Source organism: Aeromonas sp. 95A, from assembly GCF_051919235.1.
Lineage (GTDB): Bacteria > Pseudomonadota > Gammaproteobacteria > Enterobacterales > Aeromonadaceae > Aeromonas > Aeromonas veronii.
Window position 1 is genome coordinate 4389853 of sequence record NZ_JBQBFC010000001.1, and the last position, 16946, is coordinate 4406798.

The window sequence follows — 16946 nt, forward strand, 5'->3', positions numbered from 1 at the left end:
CCCCTTCTCTTCCTGCCTCGTTGACGGCCCATAGCCACAAGGAGCTGCCCGATGGGACAGAAACACAACGCATTTATTCCCCTCAAGATCGCCGTGCTGACGGTCTCCGACAGCCGCACCGCCGCCGATGACAGCTCGGGCGACTATCTGGTCTCGGCCCTTACCGACGCGGGCCATCAGCTGGCCGATCGGGCACTCTGTCCGGACAACCTGTTTCGCATCCGCGCGCGGGTGAGCGAGTGGATCGCCGATGAGGGGGTGCAGGTGGTACTGATTAACGGCGGTACCGGCTTCAATGAACAGAACCGGGTACCGGAAGCGGTCGGTGTGCTGTTCGAGCGCACCGTACAGGGTTTTGGCGAGATGTTCCGTCAACTCTCTTTTGCCGAGATTAAAGGCTCCGCCATGCAGAGCCGTGCGCTGGCGGGACTCGCCAATCGCACCCTGATCTGCTGTCTGCCGGGCTCCACCGGCGCATGTCAGCTGGGTTGGGAGCAACTGATCCGCGATCAGCTCGATGCCCGCACCAAGCCGTGCAACTTTGTCTCCCACCTCTGAGAGCAAGTGATGAACCAGACTGATACCAAGCAGACCCAGCCCAACCTGACGCATCTGAACCAGAGCGGCGAAGCCCATATGGTGGATGTGACCGACAAGCAGGTAACCGAGCGTGAAGCCCGTGCCGAGGCGTTTGTTGCCATGTCCCCCGAGACGCTGGCGCTGATCCTGAGCGGCCAGCATCACAAGGGTGACGTGTTCGCCACCGCCCGCATCGCCGGCATCATGGCCGCCAAGAAGACCTCTGATCTGATCCCACTCTGCCATCCGCTGGCCTTGACCAAAGTCGAGGTGGAGATTGTGCCGCTGGCCGAGCAGAATCGGGTGCATATCCGCACCCTCTGCAAGCTCTCCGGCAAGACCGGGGTGGAGATGGAGGCGCTGACCGCCGCGTCGGTAGCGGCGCTGACCATCTACGACATGTGCAAGGCGGTGCAAAAGGACATGGTGATCGAACAGGTGCGGCTGGTAGAGAAAAAGGGCGGCAAGTCCGGCCATTTTCAGCTGGGGTCAAATAGCGGGGAGCAAGCATGATCAAGGTACTGTTTTTTGCGCAAGTAAGAGAGCTGGTGGCCTGCGACGAGTTGAGCCTGCCGTGCGACTACGCCACCGCCGAACAACTGCGCGCGGCGCTCTGTGAACGCGGCGACAAGTGGGCGCTGGCGCTGGAAGCAGGCAAGCTCTTGGTCGCGGTCAATCAGACCTTGGTGCCCCTCGATACCCCCATCAATGATGGCGATGAGGTGGCCTTCTTCCCGCCGGTGACCGGAGGTTGATGATGAGCGAGATAATGACCGTGGATCGCACCACTGAGCTGTGCGGTGGTGACGAAGTGGCCTTCTTCACTTTCTCTCCAGTAACGACCGGAGGCTGAGCCATGAACGTCGTAGCCATCACAGATCGCATTCTGGTGCAGCGGGAGGATTTCTCGCTGGCGGACGAATATGCCCGCCTCGCCACCCGCCCCGACAGTGGCGCTATCGTCACCTTCGTTGGCAAGGTTCGCGACTTCAATCAGGGGGAGGAGGTGAAGGGGCTGGCCCTCGAGCACTACCCCGGTATGACCGAGAAGGCGCTGGCCGATATCGTGCAGGAGGCCCGCCGCCGCTGGCCGCTGCAGGAGTGTACCCTCATTCATCGTATCGGCGAGCTGTGGCTTGGCGATCAGATCGTGCTGGTGGCGGTGAGCAGTGCCCACCGCGACGCCGCCTTTGACGCCTGTCACTTCATCATGGATTTCTTGAAAACCCGGGCGCCGTTCTGGAAAAAAGAGCTGACCGCCGAGGGTGTGCAACGCTGGGTCGAGGCCAAGGAGAGCGACAACGCCGCCGCTGCCCGCTGGCAAGCCTGACCTGTTCATCACGAGGGGCACAGGTTCAACGGGAACCACGGCCCCGCCAAGGGGCGCGGATGTGCGGGCCCCATCAGGAGAAAGGGAATGAAACCGCTGTTATCTGTTGTCATCGCCGGCGTCTGCGCCGCCACCTTGCATACCGGTGCCGTGCAGGCCGATGAAGTAAAAGTGGCCGTGGCGGCCAACTTCAAGGGCACCATAGAGCGTATCGGCAAGGAGTTCACCGCCAAGACCGGCCACACTCTGGCAATCTCGTCTGCCGCCACCGGCGTGCTCTACACCCAGATCAGTCACGGCGCACCGTTCGATCTCTTCCTCTCCGCCGATGCGGCGACCCCCGAGAAGCTGGAAAAAGAGGGCATGGGGAGCGATCGCTTCACCTACGCCATCGGCCAGCTGGGGTTGTGGAAGAAGGGGGGGCCGGCCCCTGACGAGGCGACCCTGCGTAGCTGGAAAGGCAACCTTGCCATCGCCAATGCCCGCACTGCTCCCTATGGTGCTGCCGCCATGGCGACCCTCACCCATCTCAAGATCGATCCCAAGCAGTACCGGTTGCTGACCGGCGCCAACATCGGCCAGACCTGGCAATTTGTCGACACCGGCAATGCCGAGCTGGGCTTTGTCGCCTGGGCCAATCTGGTGGAAGCGGGCAAGACCGGTGAAGCCTGGGCAGTGCCTGCGAGCTTCTATCCCCCCATCGAGCAGCAGGGGCTGGTATTGAAGAAAGGTGCCGCGGTCGAGGCACTGGTGGCCTGGCTCAAGGGGCCGGGTCAGGCGCAGATCAAGGCAGCTGGTTATGCCTTGCCCCAATAAGGGGATGGGCCTGATGCGATACCCTGAGTGGTCGGCCTTCGGGTCGGCCACTCTTTGCAATAAGGATGGATACCATGCCGTTGGGGGCATTTATCAACCGGGAGGTCGGCAATGAGTGAAGGGGATCTGCTGGCGGTCTGGCTCACCCTGAAGCTTGCAGCCAGTACCACAGCGATTTTGCTGTTGCTGGCTCCGCCGCTGGCCTGGTGGTTGTCGCGCAGTCAGAACCGCCTGCGGCCGCTGGTGGAGGCGCTGGTGGCGCTGCCGTTGGTGCTGCCCCCCACAGTGCTGGGGTTTTATCTGCTGCTCGCCTTCTCCCCCGAATATGGTTTCGGCGCCTGGTGGCGCGACACCTTTGGCGCCCCGCTCGCCTTCAGCTTTCTCGGCCTGCTGTTTGCCTCCATCCTCTATTCGCTGCCGTTTGTGGTGCAGCCGCTCACCTCCGCCTTCGTCAACATGGGCAACAAGGAGCTGGAAGCTGCTGCGACCCTGGGGCTCGGCCCGCTGGAGCGCTTTTTCCACATCATCTTGCCGATGACCCTGCCCAGCTTCGTAATGGCGGCAGCCCTCGGCTTTGCCCATACATTGGGGGAGTTTGGCGTGGTGCTGATGATTGGCGGCAATATCCCCGGCGAAACCCAGGTACTCTCCATCGCCCTGTTTGATCATGTGGAGGCGATGGATTACCAGAACGCCCATATTTTGGCTGGCGGCCTGATGGCCTTCTCGCTGGTGATGCTGGTGCTGGTCTATGGTGTGTTGCAGCGCCGACAGCGGAGAGTGTTCGGATGAACCAGCCAGCCACTATTCCGCAAGACAACGCCCTGCACCGCCATGCCCTGAGCCTCAATGCTCGGCGTGAGTTTGGCCCCTTTACTCTCGATTGCGCACTGACTCTCGAACTGGGGGGGATCCTTGGCCTGTTCGGCCCCTCGGGCTGTGGCAAGAGCACCCTGCTGCGCATCATAGCCGGACTCGATCGCCGAAGCGGGGATCGCTTGCGGTGGCTCGGGCGGGAGTGCGCCGCGCTGCTGCCTGAAGCGCGCCGGATCGGACTGGTGTTTCAGGACGCGCGCCTCTTCCCCCATCTGACGGTGCTCGGCAATCTGCAACTGGCGGCCCGCAAGGGGCGAGGGCGCTGGCAGCCCGAAGCGCTGGCGGCTCGGCTCGGTTTTGTCGATCTGCTGGGGCAGCCTGCCCATGCCCTCTCTGGCGGCCAACGCCAGCGGGTAGCGCTGGGGCGGGCGCTGCTGGCCGAGCCTGATTTGCTGCTGCTCGATGAGCCTTTTTCTGCGCTCGATCGGCGCAGCCGCATCCATCAGGCCCATGTGCTAAAGGGCTTGCAGCAGGAGAGCGGCATCCCGATGATCTTCGTCAGCCACGCCATGGAGGAGGTGAGCCTGCTCTGCGATCAGCTGGTGCTGCTGGAAGGTGGCAGGGTGGAGGCGCAAGGCCGGCCGAGCGAGATTTTCGCCCGTACTGACCTGTCACTCGCTAGCCGTGACGATGCCGGGGTGATGCTGGCGGCGACCCTCTCTCACTACGATGAAGAGGAGCAGATGGCGACCCTGCAGCTTGGTGAGCAGCAACTGCGGGTCACAATGACCCAGGTGCCGGATGAGAGCGGCCCCTTGCAGATCAAGGTGGCGGGGCGGGATGTGGTGATTGCCACAGCCCCCATCGAGCACTCCAGTCTCTCCAACTGTCTCGTCACCCGTCTGCTGGCGGTGCGCGAGGTGCGCCCTGGCCAGACCCTGTTGCAGTTGGCGCTGGGTGAGCAGATACTGCTGGCCCGGATCACCAGCCGCTCAGCCAGGCGGCTGGCGCTGGCGCCGGATCAGCAGATCTACGCTTATATCAAGGCGGTGAGTCTGGTCAGCGAAGGCTGATTGGGCGCCGTGCAGTGGCAGGATAACCACGGGTGACATAACAACAAGAGATGGTTCAGGTGATGAGTCGAGAGGCAATACACTGATGCGCCGCAATCAGGTGATGAAATTCAATGGTCTTGCCCTGCGCAGCGCAGGAGAGGGCCCTTTGCTGTTGCTGCTGCATGGGCTGGGCTCCTCCAGCCTCGACTGGCAGGCGCAGATCGAACGGTTTTCCGAACACTACCGGGTGGTGGCGCTGGACTTGCGCGGCCACGGCCAGAGCATGCAGGAGGGGCCGTTTGACGTGGCGACCCTGGCAGCCGATGTGGTGAACTGGCTCGATGCACAGCCAGAACCCGCCTGGGTGGTGGGATTGTCGCTGGGGGCCATGGTAGCGCTGGAGCTGGCGCTGCAACTGCCCCACAAGGTGCAGGGGCTGGTGCTGGTCAACGGTTTTAGCGAGTTTCTGCTGGAGAGCCCCAAAGAGCAGGAGCGTTACGCCCAGCGCCTCAAGTGGCTGCGCTGGTTCGGTATGCGCCCGCTCGCCTGGTGGCTGGGACGCGAGCTCTTCCCGGGCCCGGATCTGGCACAGGTGCGCCACACCTTCCGGCTGCGTTTCGTGCGCAATAAAAAGAAAACCTACAAGGCGCTGCTGGAGGCGTTACCCGGCTGGTCGGTACGCGCCCGGCTTGGCTCCATCTGGCAGCCGGTGGCCATCATCTCCACCAGTCACGACTACCTGCCGCTGGCCAAACGGGTAGAGCAGTTTGCTGCCCTTCCCAATGCCACCATCCACACCCCCAATGGCCACCACGCCTGGCCCGCGGAAGATCCCTCGGGCTTTAATCACCTGTTGCAACGGATCCTCACGACCCATTGAGGAAGGGGTTGTTAGGTGCAGGTACCAAAAAGCCGAACCACAGGGTTCGGCTTTTTTGATCCCGTTTGCGTCAAGGATGGGAGCAGACGGGGCAGTCGGGGCGCTTGGGCAGCTTCATCTCGCGGAAAGTGCCGCTTAGGCCGTCGATCATTAGCAGGCGGCCGCTGTAGCTTTTGCCCATGCCTGCCAAGAGTTTGATAGCTTCCAGCGCTTGCAGGCTGCCCACCAATCCCACTACGGGGGCGAGTACACCCGCCTCGACGCAGGTGAGGGCCTGCTCGCCAAACAGGGCGCTGAGGCAGGCGTAGCAGGGCTCATCTTCCTGCCAGGTGAAGCTGCAGAGCTGACCCTCCAGCCGGATGGCGGCGCCGCTGACCAGTGGCACGCCATGCTGGCGTGCCTTTTGATTCAGCAGGTTGCGAATGGCCAGGTTGTCGGTGCAATCCAATACCAGCTGGTGTTGGGGCAACAGGGTATCGAGCAGCGCATCGTCGGCCACGGCAGCGTGGGTCTCCACGTTAAGCCAGGGGTTGAGGGCACGCAGCGATTGCGCTGCTGAGTCCACCTTGTAGTGACCGATGCGCTCATCGTTGTGCAGCACCTGACGCTGCAGGTTGGAGAGCTCCACCTTGTCGAAATCGACCAGGGTGAGCTGGCCAACCCCGGCCACCGCCAGATACTGGCTGGCGGCGCAGCCAAGGCCTCCGGCACCGATCACCAGCACACGGGCCTGTTTGAGCGCCTCCTGCCCCTCGAAATCGAAGGATTTGAGGATGATCTGGCGGTTGTAGCGCAGTAGTTCGGCGTCGCTCAGGATCTCGCTCACAGCAGCAATCCCCCGAATGGCTCCACGGTCACCGTCTCGCCCGCGGCGACGCGGCCCCGTTCCCGTTCAAGAACGATGTAGCAGTTGGCTCGCGACAGGGAGCTGAACACGGCGGAGTCCTGCGAGCCGGTGCTGTGCACCTCGAGGCCGTTTGGTCCCTGACTCATGATGCCGCGCTGGAAGTCGAGTCGGCCGGGGCTCTTTTTGAGTGGCTCGGCCGCAATGGCTTGCAGCTGGAGCGGGCGCTCGAACTGCTGGCCCGCCAGCTTGGCCAGCGCCGGTTGCACCAGCTGATCGAAGGTGACCATGGCGGAGACGGGGTTGCCCGGCAGGCCGAAGAACCAAGCGTGGGGCAGACGACCGAAGGCAAACGGCTTGCCCGGCTTGATGGCCAGCTTCCAGAAGCCAATCTCGCCGAGCTCGTCCAGCAGCTGTTTGGTGAAGTCCGCTTCCCCTACCGAGACGCCGCCGGTGGTGATGAGTACATCGGCCTCTTTATCGGCGCGGATAAAGGCAGCGCGTAGCTGGGCCGGATCGTCGGGGATGATGCCAAGGTCGAGGCAGTCGCAGCCCATGCGCGCCAGCATGGCCCGCACGCCGTAGCGGTTGGAGTCATAGATATCGCCGTGGGCAAGCGGGGTACCAACCGGCTTGAGCTCGTCGCCGGTGCTGAAGATAGCTACTTTCAGCGGTCGGCGCACCGCGACGGAAGCCACGCCGAGGGAGGCCAGCAGTGGCATCTCTCTTGGGGTGAGGCGAGTACCGGCTGGCAGCACGCAGGCGCCCTTGCCGATATCGCTGCCGGCGCGGCGGATATTCTGGCCCGGTTCGGGTTGTGCCAGAAAAGTGATCCGATCGCCGTCGGCCTGCGTTTCTTCCTGCATCACCACCGCATCGGTGCCTGCGGGGACCGGGGCGCCTGTCATGATCCGCACGCAGTGGCCGGCGGGCCACTCGCCCTGATAGGGCTGACCGGCAAACGCCTTGCCCGCCATGATGAGCGGGGTGCCGCTGGCGAGATCCGCAAGGCGCACGGCGTAACCGTCCATAGCGGAGTTGTCGAAGGGGGGCACGGCGAGGGGAGAGGCGATGTCGCTGGCAAGAACCCGGCCAAGGGCCTCTGGCAGGGGCTGCTGCTCGCTGTCGCAGCAGCAAGCGAGTTGTTCCAGCATCCCTTGCAGGGCATCGCTTAAGGGAAGTAGTCCGCTGGTATCAAATCCCATCGTCATGACCTCTTTCTATGATTGAAGGCGGGATTATCACAAAAATCCCCGGGGATGGGCAGGTTATCTCAAGGGAATCTCGGGGTAATCGGCGCAAAAACGGGGGGAGATGGCCATAAAGTATGAGGTGACGCACAAGTTGACTTGAATCTTGGCGGCAATGGCCGTTTACTATGCCGCCATAAGATGGCTGTCACATCCTGTGTGGCGACCATTACAGCGATACCATCGGCCTTGTACGCCGCAATAACATAAGGGGTTGCTCCTTGAGCGGCCCTCACAGTCCCTGAGCGTGGGAGAGAAGATAATGACAACCTTAAGTCAGGAGGCCTTGTTGGTCAGGGCTGCCCTCGAAGCCCAGGGACTGGAAACCCCCCTGGTCACCAACGAGCTGAACAGCCAGCAGAAGCGGGAGAAGATCGAAGGCCATATGCGCTCCATCATGGAGACACTGGGGCTGGATCTGACCGATGACAGTCTGGCCGAGACGCCGCACCGCATCGCCAAGATGTACGTCAACGAGATCTTCTCCGGCCTCGATTATTCCACCTTCCCCAAGGTGACAGTGATCGAGAACAAGATGCAGGTGGACGAGATGATCATGGTGCGGGACATCAGCCTCACCAGCACCTGCGAACACCACTTCGTCACCATCGATGGCATGGCTCATGTGGCCTATATCCCTCGCGGCAAGGTGATTGGCCTGTCGAAGATCAACCGTATCGTGCAGTTCTTCGCCCGTCGTCCCCAGGTGCAGGAGAGACTGACCCAGCAGATCCTGCTGGCGCTGCAGACCCTGCTCGGTACCAAGGATGTGGCCATCAGCATCAAGGCGACCCACTACTGCGTCAAGGCGCGCGGCGTGATGGATTCCACTTCCTATACCACCACCACCTCCCTCGGCGGGGTGTTCAAGACCCAGCCCGATACCCGGGCCGAATTTCTGGGCGGCCTGCGTGGATAAGATGGCGGTTATTTTGTAACCGCCACGCTGAATAAACGAGACGCCAGCAGCTATTGCTGGCGTTTTTCATTGGTTCCGGATGAGAGTGGCGGCCTGCAACGGCTTGACCCGCGCGGCTTGCCTTATGCAAACGTTATGCATTTTTTCGATTTATTCATCTGAGCGGTATATTTAATCGAGTACGATAAATCCCTCGTTTTCACCTTACAAAAAGTAACCGGACAGACTCTTTCCGAACCGTCACAATCCGGTTACTCTAGCGCCCCCTCACGGCTCTCGCTGCCGCTCATGGAATTCAGAGATATTCATCAAGGTTGGATGGTGCGCCACTGAACAGGTGGCCAGATAGTTCATGCCAGGAGGGCGTGAACCGGACGAGTGCTACGAATTTAACGACCACCAGGATATCCCATGAATACCAGTACCATGACCATAGGTAAAAAACTCACCGCCGGCTTTGCCGTGCTCGGTTTGATGGTCGCCTTTATCGGCGGTTTTGCCCTTGTCCAGTTTGGCAACATGAATGATGTTGCCATCCGGTTTACCGACAGCATCTTGCCAGCGGTCAATCGCACCAGCGCGATCGGGGATTCTCTCGGTGAGTTGCGTCGTTATGAGCTGGGTTATTTCGTGGTGGCAGCCGAGCCGCTGAAAAGGGCTGAATATCGGAATATTGCCAGTCAGCAGCTTAACTCGATCGCGCAGCAGCTGATTGCCCATGACAAGACGATCTGGCCTGAGGATGTGGCGGAGCGCCGTACCTTCGATACGGTGAAATCTGACTGGGATCGTTACGTCGCCCTGCACCAGCGAGTCACACAGCTGCAAGACAGCGATCAGCTTGCCGAAGCCCAACGCATCTTCCTTGAGGAGGGGGTTCCCCTTTATACCGCGCTGAGCAAGTCAGTGGCCTCCCTTATCCAGATTAACCATGGTTATGCGTCTGAATCCCGCAGCGATATTGTCGACTCTTATCAATCCGCCAATCTGAGTGTCACCATCGCGCTGGTGATCGGTTTGATCCTGGTGGTGGTGCTCTCCGTGGTACTGACCCGCCAGATCCGCGACCCGCTGATCATGCTGGCCCGTCAGGCCCAGCGTATTGCCAATGGCGATCTGGGTCAGGGCGAACTGCAGCAGTGGATCCGTGACAGCCGCTTCAACCGCGATGAACTGGGTCAGCTGGGTTCTGCCATCAACCGGATGCAGGGCTCCCTCTCCGATCTGGTGAGCGAGATCGCCGGCTCCGTGAGCCAACTCAGCAGCGCAGTGGAGGAGGTGAGCGCCATCTCCAGCCAGTCAGCCAGCGGCATGGCCATCCAGCAGAACGAAGTCTCCCAGGTGGCGACCGCCATGAACGAGATGCAGTCCACCGTCAACGAAGTGGCCCGCAACACCACGGATGCCATGAGCGCCGCCAAGGATGCCTCCCGCACCTCTGCTGCTGGCAGCGAAGTGGTTCGCAGCTCCATTGCCAGCATCGAGGAGGTGTCGGTCAAGATTGAGCAGGCTGGCACAGTAGTGCAGCAGCTGGAGGCCGACAGCGCCAACATCAGCGTAGTGCTGGATGTGATCCGCGATATCGCCGGTCAGACCAACCTGCTGGCCCTTAACGCCGCCATCGAAGCAGCCCGTGCCGGTGAGCAGGGCCGTGGTTTTGCGGTCGTTGCGGATGAAGTGCGTTCATTGGCCCAGCGTACCCAGGACTCCACCGCCGAGATCAGCAAGATGATCGAGCTCTTGCAGAGCCGCGCCGCCGAGGCGGGCAACGCCATGCAACTGAGCCGTCACCAGATGCAGGAGAGCGTTGGTCTGGCGCGGGATGCCGGTACCAGTATCGAGACCATCAACGGTGCCGTGGTGCGCATCACCGACATGAATACCCTGATCGCCACCGCCACCGAAGAGCAGAATGCGGTGACCGAAGAGCTCAACCGCAGCATTGTCAACATTCACAATGCCGCTGACGAGAATGCCCAGGGCGCTCATCAGATCGCCCAGGCTTGTGGCGAGCTGAGCAAGCTGGCCAACACCCTGCACCATATGACCCAGCGCTTCACCCTCTAAGGGTTGATGCATGGATAACAGAAGGCCCCGCCAATTGGCGGGGCCTTGTTGTTGCTGGCGTTGTGGAAGGGCTCAGCTCAGGCCGACTATCTCGCCGTTTTCATCGATATCGATATGGCGATAAGCAGGCAGACTGCCCAGCCCCGGCATGGTCATGATGGGGCCCGCCAGCGCATAGACGAACCCGGCACCGGCGCAGAGCTTCACCTCGTCGATGGGCACCTCGAAATCGGTCGGTACCCCTTTGAGGGCGGGGTCGTGGCTGATGGAGAGCGGCGTCTTGGCCACGCAGATGGGCAAGTGAGCCCACCCTTCGGCGGAGAGCTGGGCCAGCTGCTGGCGCGCTCTGTCGGAGAGCTGCACTCCGCGACCGCCGTAGCCGCACTCCACCAGAGTCGCCAGCTTGGCGTCGAGGCTCATCTCATCGGGGTAGAGCAGTTTCACCTTGCCGGGTTGCTCGCAGGCGGCCACCACGGCGCTGGCCAGCTCGCTGGCACCGGCACCACCCTGGGTGAAGGCGTTGGAGATGGCCGTACCACAGGCACCGGCTTGCTGCGCTTCATGGGCCAGCAGCGCCAGTTCGGCCTCGCTGTCGGTGGGGAAGCGGTTGATGGCGACCACCACCGGCACCCCGTAGCGGCGGGCGTTCCGGATATGCCAGGCGAGGTTGGCGCAGCCCTGCTTGAGGGTTGGCAGATCTTCCCCTTGCAGGCTGGCTGGCAGCGGCTGGCCCGGGCGGATATCGAGCAGGCCGCTGTTGGCCTTGAGGCCGCGCACCGTGGCCACCAGCACCACGCAGGCGGGGGTAATGCCGGATTGGCGGCTCTTGATGTTGAAGAACTTCTCCAGCCCCATATCGGAGCCAAAACCTGCTTCGGTTACTACATAGTCGGTCAGGCCAAGAGCGATGCGATCGGCGATCACCGAGGAGTTGCCGTGGGCAATATTGGCAAAGGGGCCGGCGTGCACCAGCACCGGCGTCTGCTCGGTGGTCTGCATCAGGGTTGGCTGTAGCGCGTCTTTCAGCAGCACCGTCATGGCGCCCGCTACTTCCAACTGTTCGGCGGTAATGGGCTTGCCGTGAATATCGCGGGCCAGCTGGATGCGGCCGATGCGCTGGCGCAGGTCTTTCAGATCGCTCGCCAGCGCCAGAATGGCCATCAGCTCGGAGGCGGCGGTGATGACGAAGCGATCGCTGCGCTCCACACCATCGGCAGTGCCCCCCTGTCCAATCGTGAGGTGGCGCAGGGCGCGGTCATTCATGTCGAGGGTGCGTGGCCAGAGAATGTTGTCGGCATCGATATCGAGCCGCGGCAGGCCGGTTTTGGCGGTGAACTGGTCGCCGAGTTTGCGCTCATGGAACAGGCGGGCATCGAGGGCTGCCGCCGCCAGATTGTGAGCCGCCGTCAGAGCGTGAAAATCGCCGGTAAGGTGGAGGTTCATCTCCTCCATCGGCACCACCTGAGCGTGGCCGCCACCGGCAGCGCCCCCCTTGACCCCGAATACTGGGCCGAGGCTCGGCTGGCGGATAGTGGCGATGCTGGGCTGGCCGATATGGTTGAGCCCCATGGAGAGGCCAAGGGTAGTCACCGTCTTCCCTTCACCGAGCGGGGTCGGGGTGATGGCGCTCACCAGTACCAGCTTGCCGCGCTGTTTGGGCTGAGACTTGAGCAGGTCGAGGCTGAGCTTGCCTTTGTAGTGGCCATGGGGGCTGAGCAGGTGCTGGGGGATGGCGAGGCGTTCGGCCAGCGCGTGGATTGAGAGACGGGGGGACTGGCGGGAGATTTCGATATCGCTTAGCATCAGCACCTCGTTGGCATATCGGGGTAAAATATGCGGCGCAGTCTAGTTGAATATAACGGGTAATCCAATGACGAAAACGATTTTATTTGGTGAGAGTGAGGTTCGTCAGAATCCTGTTCTGCTGGATCTCAACGCACTCTATCATCCCCCCAAGCAGCCGATGACGGCGCTGGGGATTGTCAGCGCGCTGGTGCCGTTGTTCGGTTTCGGCTGGCAGGCGATGACCCAGGACCCCGAAACCCAGCTGCGCCACGAGATCCGCAAACGGGTCAACAAGCACAAGACCGACGAGGCAAACCTCATTTTGATCCTGCAGCTGGCAGCCATGTTTGACTGCCCCGAGATTGAAGTGGCGCTCCCTTATGCCCTGAGTGAGCAGCAGTTGTCGGTTGTCCGCACCCGTTTGCCACGCTGGCAGTTAAGCCTCGAGCAGGAGCGTCTGCTGGCGAAGCTGGTTCCTGCCGCGGCCCCTGGCCAGCGCTAGGTTTCAGGCCGGGCCAGCAGGCCTGACATTCAGGCCGGACAGTCTGCTCTGGCAATCAGGTCGGCGCATCCCACTGTTGCGGGGCGAGATAGCGCTCCTGCACGAACTCGATAAAGCAGCGCACCTTGGCCGAGACGAAGCGGCGGTGCGGATAGACCGCATAAAGTCCCACATCTCCCTTGTCCCACTCTGGCAGCAGGCTGACCAGTTGCCCTGACCGCAGGGCCTCCCCCACGATAAAGGTGGGCTGCAATATGATGCCCTGATCATCACAAGCGGCGCGGGTCAGCGCCACCCCGTTGTTGGCCCGCAGCGGCCCCTGTGGCCGGATGCTCTGCTGCTCGCTTCCCCGTTTGAAGTGCCACTCCGGCTGGGTCAGGGTGTAGATCAGACAGTCGTGCTGCTTGAGATCCTCGGGTTTTCCCGGTCTGCCCTTGCGTGCCAGATAGGCGGGGCTGGCGCAAAGCTCGACCCGAATGGTGGCAAGCTGGCGCGCCACCAGCGAGGAGTCGCTGAGGTGGCCGATCCGCAGCGCCAGATCGAACCCCTCTTCCACCAGTGCTACCCGCCGGTCGCTGTACTCGATATCGAGTTTGAGGTCGGGAAAGCGCTGGCGAAACAGCGGCAGGGCGGGGGAGAGGTGCAGATAGCCAAAATCCATCGGCACCGAGAGCTTGAGGGTACCGTTCGGCTGCTGGTTGTGGTGGGTCAGCTGGCTGTGGGTCTCTTCCAACTCCGCCAGCAGGGCGAGGGAGCGCTGGTAGTAGAACTGGCCCGCTTCGGTGGGATTGACCTGACGGGTGGTGCGCGACAGCAGCCGGGTGGCGAGGGACTCCTCCAGCTGCTGCATTAGCTTGGAGGCCATGGCGACCGAGATGCCGAGCTGGTTGGCGGCCTTGGTAAAGCTCTGGCACTCCACCACCTTGATAAAGGTACGCATGGCGGCGATCTGGTCCATTTTCTATCCTCAGTAAATAATGAATTTAATAAATCACTGATTATTCATCTTCAGAACGAGGTTAGCATTTTAACCACTGATGTGAACCCCAAGATGAAGGAACGAACGGATGAAAATGACCAAGGCTCTGCTGGCCTCCTGCCTGTTTATGGCTACCCCTCTGATGGCGGCGGATTACGATGTGGATGCGGCGCACACCACGGTGCAGTTCAAGGTGGGTCACCTGGGCTTCTCCGAGCTGGTAGGTCGCTTCAACACCTTCAGCGGCACCTTCAGCATGGATGACGCCAACCCGGCGGCCGCCAAGGCGAGCTTTGAAGTGGATGCCGCCAGCGTCGACTCCAATCACGAGGCCCGCGACAAGCACCTGCGCAGCCCTGACTTCCTCGACGTGAAGCAGTATCCCAAGATGACCTTCGTCAGCTCCGCTTACGAGGGCACCAAGGATAAAGGCGTGCTGAAAGGGACCCTGACCCTGCACGGCGTCGCCAAGGAAGTGGCCTTCGATCTGGTCAAAATTGGCGAAGGCAAGGATCCCTGGGGCGGCTACCGCAGCGGCTTCAACGCCTCCACCACCATCAAGCGCAGTGACTTTGGCGTGAGCTACATGCTGCCCGGCATTCCGGACGAGATGAACATCAACCTGTTTGTCGAAGGCGTGCGCAAGTAATGGGCGCGGAACTTCTGCTGCAAACCCTGGCGGCTCCTCTGGGAGCCGCTTTGCTATCGTGGCGCTGGCCGCGACTGGGTTATCCGTGGGGCGCGCTGGCGCTCTGGCTGGTGGGATCCTGGCTCGGTGGCCTCTATGGCATACCGGAAAAGGCGTGGCAGTGGCTGCCGCTGACCCTGCTGGTGCCCGCCATTGGGGCTCAGGTGAACGATTTGCGTGGCTCGCTGCTGCTCTTTGCGGTGTTCAGTGCGCTGGTGTGGTGGCAGGGATTGGCCTCGGTACTGGCGAGCGAACCCGGGATCTGGCTGGCGCTACTGCCCGCCATCCTCTGGTTTGGCTGGAGCACCTTGCGCTGTGACAGCCGCGAGGGGCTCGGGTTTGCCCTCGGCTTTATCTGGCTGGCGCTGGTGATCGGCATCGATGGCAGCCTGCTGATTGCCCAGCTGGCCGGTGCTCTGGCCGCTTTCGCCGGTTTTCGCGCCCTGCTCGCCACCTTTGTTGGCATCAATGTAGCCCCAGCCGGTCTGGCGCTGGCCCTCGCCTTTGTCCAGATGCTCGCCTGGCAATATGTGGAGGTGCCGCTGGTGGTGTTGCTGCCGGTCTGGTTGCTGCCGCTGCTGGAGTGGGCGTTGCGTGACAAACCCTGGCCAGTGCGTTGGGGGGGGCTGATCTTGCTCGCCGCGGCAGGAACCGGGCTTAGCCTGTGGTGGGTGTGGCCTGCTGCTTCTTTGTACTGATTTTTGCATGAAAAACAGGCAATTACAGTCATTTTTGCATACCCGCTCATACTCTTGGCAGATAATGATTGAGCCACCTATGTGTTTCAGATAAAAAGGTTTTTCATTTTATTTGGACACACACAGAACCCGGCCGCGCCGGGTTCTGTTTGCCTGCTTTGCGGCACATAAGGAGGCCACAGTTGCGCAGTCAAGGATCTGAGCATCTGTTTTTTCGCCATTTCACCGGACAGGGACGTATCGATGGTCTCTGTATTCTGCTGGTCACTCACCTGCTTCCCGATCGCCCCCGTTTTATCGAAGCGCTTTCCCGGATTGGGCGGATTGGTGCCATTTTACCCAAACCGAAATCGGTACACGGCCCGACCCTGGAGTGGGTATCCCAGCACTATCCGGTGCTGCCCCTCAACCGGCGCTGGACCAATGATCCCGACAGTATCATCCAGCAGATTGCGCCGCTGGTGGCCCCTCACGAGCGGTTGCTGATCCTCGATATTGGCGGTTACTTTGCCAAAACTCAGGTGATTTTGAGTGAATACTTCGGCCCCCGTTTCCTCGGGGTGGTGGAGATGACCGAGAACGGCCATCAACGCTATGAGCAGGAGGTGCTGGCGACTCCGGTGGTGTCGGTGGCACGCAGTCCCCTCAAGCAGGCCGAGGATATCCAGATTGGTTTGAGCGTGGTCTACTCCGCGGAGTCGCTGGCCCGCAACCTCAACCGTACTTTCAACGTCTGCGAGGCGGCGCTGTTTGGCTATGGCAAGGTGGGGCGCAGCATCGCTCGCGACCTGCGCTGTCGCAACCTCCATCTCGGGCTGGTGGAAACAGATGTGCTGCGACAGGTCGAAGCGCTCTCTCACGGTTTTCGCTTGATCACCAAGGCCGAGGCGTTGAGCCGCGCCGAGCTGGTGATCTGCTCTACCGGCAACGGCTCGCTGGACTTGGCGGATCTGCAGGCGCTGCGCCCCGGCACCATGGTCGCCTCAGTCACCTCGGCTGACGACGAGTTCGCCTTCTCGCTGGCCCAGTTGCCGTGGCCGAGCGAAGAGGTGTGCCCCCATGTGCTGGCCCTCAACCGGCCGGATGGTACCCAGATCTACCTGCTCAACCGGGGTGAGGCGGTCAACTTCGTCCATGGCGCCGTGATTGGCGAATATGTCTATCTGGTGCTGGCGGAGATCATGGAAGGGATCCGGATGCTGGCGGCAGGCCCTCTTGCTCCTGGCCTGTTCGAGCTGCCAGAATCGGCGATGCGTACCATTGCCCGCCATTGGCTGGCCGATTTTCATGGGGTTGATCAGCACTGATTTGACCGAATCGGGATCGACCATTGGGCGGCAGTACGCCACTTCCCGCCATTGTCGCTTTTTTATGGAGTCACTCATGACCGAGTCTGAAACCCTGATCAGCAAACCCCGCATCGAAATCCGCTACTGCACCCTCTGTCGCTGGATGCTGCGCGCTGCCTGGCTGGCGCAGGAGTTGCTCTCCACCTTTGACAGCGATCTGGGGGAGGTGGCGCTGGTGCCGGCCAGCAAGGGGGAGTTCCGCATTCTGGTGAGCGGGGTGCAGGTGTGGGATCGGGTGGTCGATGACGGCTTCCCCGAGGCCAAGGAGATCAAGCAGCGGGTGCGCGATGTCATCGCCCCTGAGCGGGATCTCGGCCACTCGGATCGCAAGGCGGCCGAGTAACGCCAGATGGGCCGAGCGCCTCGAAAAGGTGCTGAGCATGAGAGCG

19 protein-coding genes are annotated in these 16946 nt (G+C 61.7%); 15 read left to right on the top strand and 4 right to left on the bottom strand.

The features are described from left to right. The first annotated feature begins 51 nt into the window (after positions 1–51). From moaB to ACTG2U_RS20160, 8 genes are all read left to right on the top strand, one after another. The gene (gene moaB, locus ACTG2U_RS20125) at positions 52–558 is read left to right on the top strand and encodes a molybdenum cofactor biosynthesis protein B (protein ID WP_005344126.1); all 507 of its coding nucleotides are present in this window, start codon (positions 52–54) and stop codon (positions 556–558) included. 9 nt (positions 559–567) lie between these two features. Then, positions 568–1092 carry a cyclic pyranopterin monophosphate synthase MoaC gene (gene moaC / locus ACTG2U_RS20130; protein ID WP_421294054.1) on the top strand — a complete coding sequence of 175 codons (525 nt, stop codon included), beginning with the start codon at positions 568–570 and terminating at the stop codon, positions 1090–1092. Continuing rightward, positions 1089–1334: a molybdopterin synthase sulfur carrier subunit gene (gene moaD, locus ACTG2U_RS20135; protein ID WP_005353453.1), complete on the top strand. Its 246-nt coding sequence runs from the start codon at positions 1089–1091 to the stop codon at positions 1332–1334. Before moaC ends, moaD begins: the two co-directional genes overlap by 4 nt. 101 nt (positions 1335–1435) lie before the next feature. Next, the gene (moaE, locus tag ACTG2U_RS20140) at positions 1436–1909 is read left to right on the top strand and encodes a molybdopterin synthase catalytic subunit MoaE (protein ID WP_021229349.1); all 474 of its coding nucleotides are present in this window, start codon (positions 1436–1438) and stop codon (positions 1907–1909) included. Positions 1910–1996: 87 nt separating this feature from the next. Then, complete coding sequence (modA, locus tag ACTG2U_RS20145) at positions 1997–2725, top strand: molybdate ABC transporter substrate-binding protein (protein ID WP_088869494.1); 729 nt, start codon at positions 1997–1999, stop codon at positions 2723–2725. Positions 2726–2836: 111 nt separating this feature from the next. Then, positions 2837–3517 (top strand): molybdate ABC transporter permease subunit, encoded by a 681-nt coding sequence (gene modB, locus ACTG2U_RS20150; RefSeq protein ID WP_005353447.1) that lies wholly within the window; start codon positions 2837–2839, stop codon positions 3515–3517. Further along, the gene (gene modC, locus ACTG2U_RS20155) at positions 3514–4614 is read left to right on the top strand and encodes a molybdenum ABC transporter ATP-binding protein (protein ID WP_323968753.1); all 1101 of its coding nucleotides are present in this window, start codon (positions 3514–3516) and stop codon (positions 4612–4614) included. Before modB ends, modC begins: the two co-directional genes overlap by 4 nt. 85 nt (positions 4615–4699) lie before the next feature. Then, positions 4700–5476 carry an alpha/beta fold hydrolase gene (locus ACTG2U_RS20160; RefSeq protein WP_186301897.1) on the top strand — a complete coding sequence of 259 codons (777 nt, stop codon included), beginning with the start codon at positions 4700–4702 and terminating at the stop codon, positions 5474–5476. 70 nt (positions 5477–5546) lie between these two features. Here the strand turns inward: ACTG2U_RS20160 and moeB are convergent, their stop codons facing one another. Both moeB and moeA read right to left on the bottom strand, forming a co-directional pair. Then, a complete protein-coding gene (gene moeB / locus ACTG2U_RS20165) occupies positions 5547–6302 on the bottom strand; it encodes a molybdopterin-synthase adenylyltransferase MoeB (RefSeq protein WP_439975029.1) in 756 nt (251 codons plus the stop codon). Beyond that, complete coding sequence (gene moeA / locus ACTG2U_RS20170) at positions 6299–7525, bottom strand: molybdopterin molybdotransferase MoeA (RefSeq protein WP_439975138.1); 1227 nt, start codon at positions 7523–7525, stop codon at positions 6299–6301. The genes moeB and moeA overlap by 4 nt, the downstream gene beginning before the upstream one ends. Positions 7526–7832: 307 nt before the next feature. Here moeA and folE point away from each other — a divergent pair, with 307 nt between their 5' ends. Then, the gene (folE, locus tag ACTG2U_RS20175) at positions 7833–8489 is read left to right on the top strand and encodes a GTP cyclohydrolase I FolE (RefSeq protein ID WP_139410598.1); all 657 of its coding nucleotides are present in this window, start codon (positions 7833–7835) and stop codon (positions 8487–8489) included. A 411-nt stretch (positions 8490–8900) separates the two neighbouring features. Beyond that, the gene (locus ACTG2U_RS20180) at positions 8901–10556 is read left to right on the top strand and encodes a methyl-accepting chemotaxis protein (protein ID WP_439975030.1); all 1656 of its coding nucleotides are present in this window, start codon (positions 8901–8903) and stop codon (positions 10554–10556) included. A 72-nt stretch (positions 10557–10628) separates the two neighbouring features. On the opposite strand, the gene ACTG2U_RS20185 is transcribed toward ACTG2U_RS20180, so the two are convergent. Beyond that, positions 10629–12359 (bottom strand): formate--tetrahydrofolate ligase, encoded by a 1731-nt coding sequence (locus ACTG2U_RS20185; RefSeq protein ID WP_439975031.1) that lies wholly within the window; start codon positions 12357–12359, stop codon positions 10629–10631. Between the two features lie 67 nt (positions 12360–12426). On the opposite strand from ACTG2U_RS20185, the gene ACTG2U_RS20190 reads away from it, so the two are divergent. Then, on the top strand, positions 12427–12843 hold the full coding sequence (locus ACTG2U_RS20190) for a hypothetical protein (protein WP_439975032.1): 417 nt from the start codon (positions 12427–12429) through the stop codon (positions 12841–12843). A gap of 55 nt (positions 12844–12898) precedes the next feature. Here ACTG2U_RS20190 and ACTG2U_RS20195 read toward each other — a convergent pair whose 3' ends face one another. Then, positions 12899–13801: a LysR family transcriptional regulator gene (locus ACTG2U_RS20195; RefSeq protein ID WP_005353428.1), complete on the bottom strand. Its 903-nt coding sequence runs from the start codon at positions 13799–13801 to the stop codon at positions 12899–12901. A 109-nt stretch (positions 13802–13910) separates the two neighbouring features. Here ACTG2U_RS20195 and ACTG2U_RS20200 point away from each other — a divergent pair, with 109 nt between their 5' ends. From ACTG2U_RS20200 to ACTG2U_RS20215, 4 genes are all read left to right on the top strand, one after another. After that, positions 13911–14471: a YceI family protein gene (locus tag ACTG2U_RS20200; protein ID WP_042021159.1), complete on the top strand. Its 561-nt coding sequence runs from the start codon at positions 13911–13913 to the stop codon at positions 14469–14471. Continuing rightward, complete coding sequence (locus tag ACTG2U_RS20205; RefSeq protein WP_439975033.1) at positions 14471–15208, top strand: hypothetical protein; 738 nt, start codon at positions 14471–14473, stop codon at positions 15206–15208. The genes ACTG2U_RS20200 and ACTG2U_RS20205 overlap by 1 nt, the downstream gene beginning before the upstream one ends. 182 nt (positions 15209–15390) lie before the next feature. Beyond that, positions 15391–16515: an adenosylhomocysteinase gene (locus tag ACTG2U_RS20210; protein ID WP_203117468.1), complete on the top strand. Its 1125-nt coding sequence runs from the start codon at positions 15391–15393 to the stop codon at positions 16513–16515. A 76-nt stretch (positions 16516–16591) separates the two neighbouring features. Beyond that, positions 16592–16900, top strand: a complete 309-nt coding sequence (locus ACTG2U_RS20215) for a SelT/SelW/SelH family protein (RefSeq protein ID WP_043821170.1) — start codon at positions 16592–16594, stop codon at positions 16898–16900. Positions 16901–16946 lie beyond the last annotated feature (46 nt).

Excerpts from the sequence above, each read along its gene's own strand:
- ACTG2U_RS20185 (WP_439975031.1), bottom strand. The coding sequence starts at position 12,359 with ATGCTAAGCGATATCGAAATCTCCCGCCAGTCCCCCCGTCTCTCAATC.
- ACTG2U_RS20195 (WP_005353428.1), bottom strand. The coding sequence starts at position 13,801 with ATGGACCAGATCGCCGCCATGCGTACCTTTATCAAGGTGGTGGAGTGC.
- folE (WP_139410598.1), top strand. The coding sequence starts at position 7,833 with ATGACAACCTTAAGTCAGGAGGCCTTGTTGGTCAGGGCTGCCCTCGAA.
- modC (WP_323968753.1), top strand. The coding sequence starts at position 3,514 with ATGAACCAGCCAGCCACTATTCCGCAAGACAACGCCCTGCACCGCCAT.
- moeA (WP_439975138.1), bottom strand. The coding sequence starts at position 7,525 with ATGGGATTTGATACCAGCGGACTACTTCCCTTAAGCGATGCCCTGCAA.
- ACTG2U_RS20160 (WP_186301897.1), top strand. The coding sequence starts at position 4,700 with ATGCGCCGCAATCAGGTGATGAAATTCAATGGTCTTGCCCTGCGCAGC.
- ACTG2U_RS20200 (WP_042021159.1), top strand. The coding sequence starts at position 13,911 with ATGAAAATGACCAAGGCTCTGCTGGCCTCCTGCCTGTTTATGGCTACC.
- moaB (WP_005344126.1), top strand. The coding sequence starts at position 52 with ATGGGACAGAAACACAACGCATTTATTCCCCTCAAGATCGCCGTGCTG.
- ACTG2U_RS20215 (WP_043821170.1), top strand. The coding sequence starts at position 16,592 with ATGACCGAGTCTGAAACCCTGATCAGCAAACCCCGCATCGAAATCCGC.
- modB (WP_005353447.1), top strand. The coding sequence starts at position 2,837 with ATGAGTGAAGGGGATCTGCTGGCGGTCTGGCTCACCCTGAAGCTTGCA.
- moaE (WP_021229349.1), top strand. The coding sequence starts at position 1,436 with ATGAACGTCGTAGCCATCACAGATCGCATTCTGGTGCAGCGGGAGGAT.
- modA (WP_088869494.1), top strand. The coding sequence starts at position 1,997 with ATGAAACCGCTGTTATCTGTTGTCATCGCCGGCGTCTGCGCCGCCACC.
- moaD (WP_005353453.1), top strand. The coding sequence starts at position 1,089 with ATGATCAAGGTACTGTTTTTTGCGCAAGTAAGAGAGCTGGTGGCCTGC.
- moaC (WP_421294054.1), top strand. The coding sequence starts at position 568 with ATGAACCAGACTGATACCAAGCAGACCCAGCCCAACCTGACGCATCTG.
- ACTG2U_RS20205 (WP_439975033.1), top strand. The coding sequence starts at position 14,471 with ATGGGCGCGGAACTTCTGCTGCAAACCCTGGCGGCTCCTCTGGGAGCC.
- ACTG2U_RS20190 (WP_439975032.1), top strand. The coding sequence starts at position 12,427 with ATGACGAAAACGATTTTATTTGGTGAGAGTGAGGTTCGTCAGAATCCT.
- ACTG2U_RS20180 (WP_439975030.1), top strand. The coding sequence starts at position 8,901 with ATGAATACCAGTACCATGACCATAGGTAAAAAACTCACCGCCGGCTTT.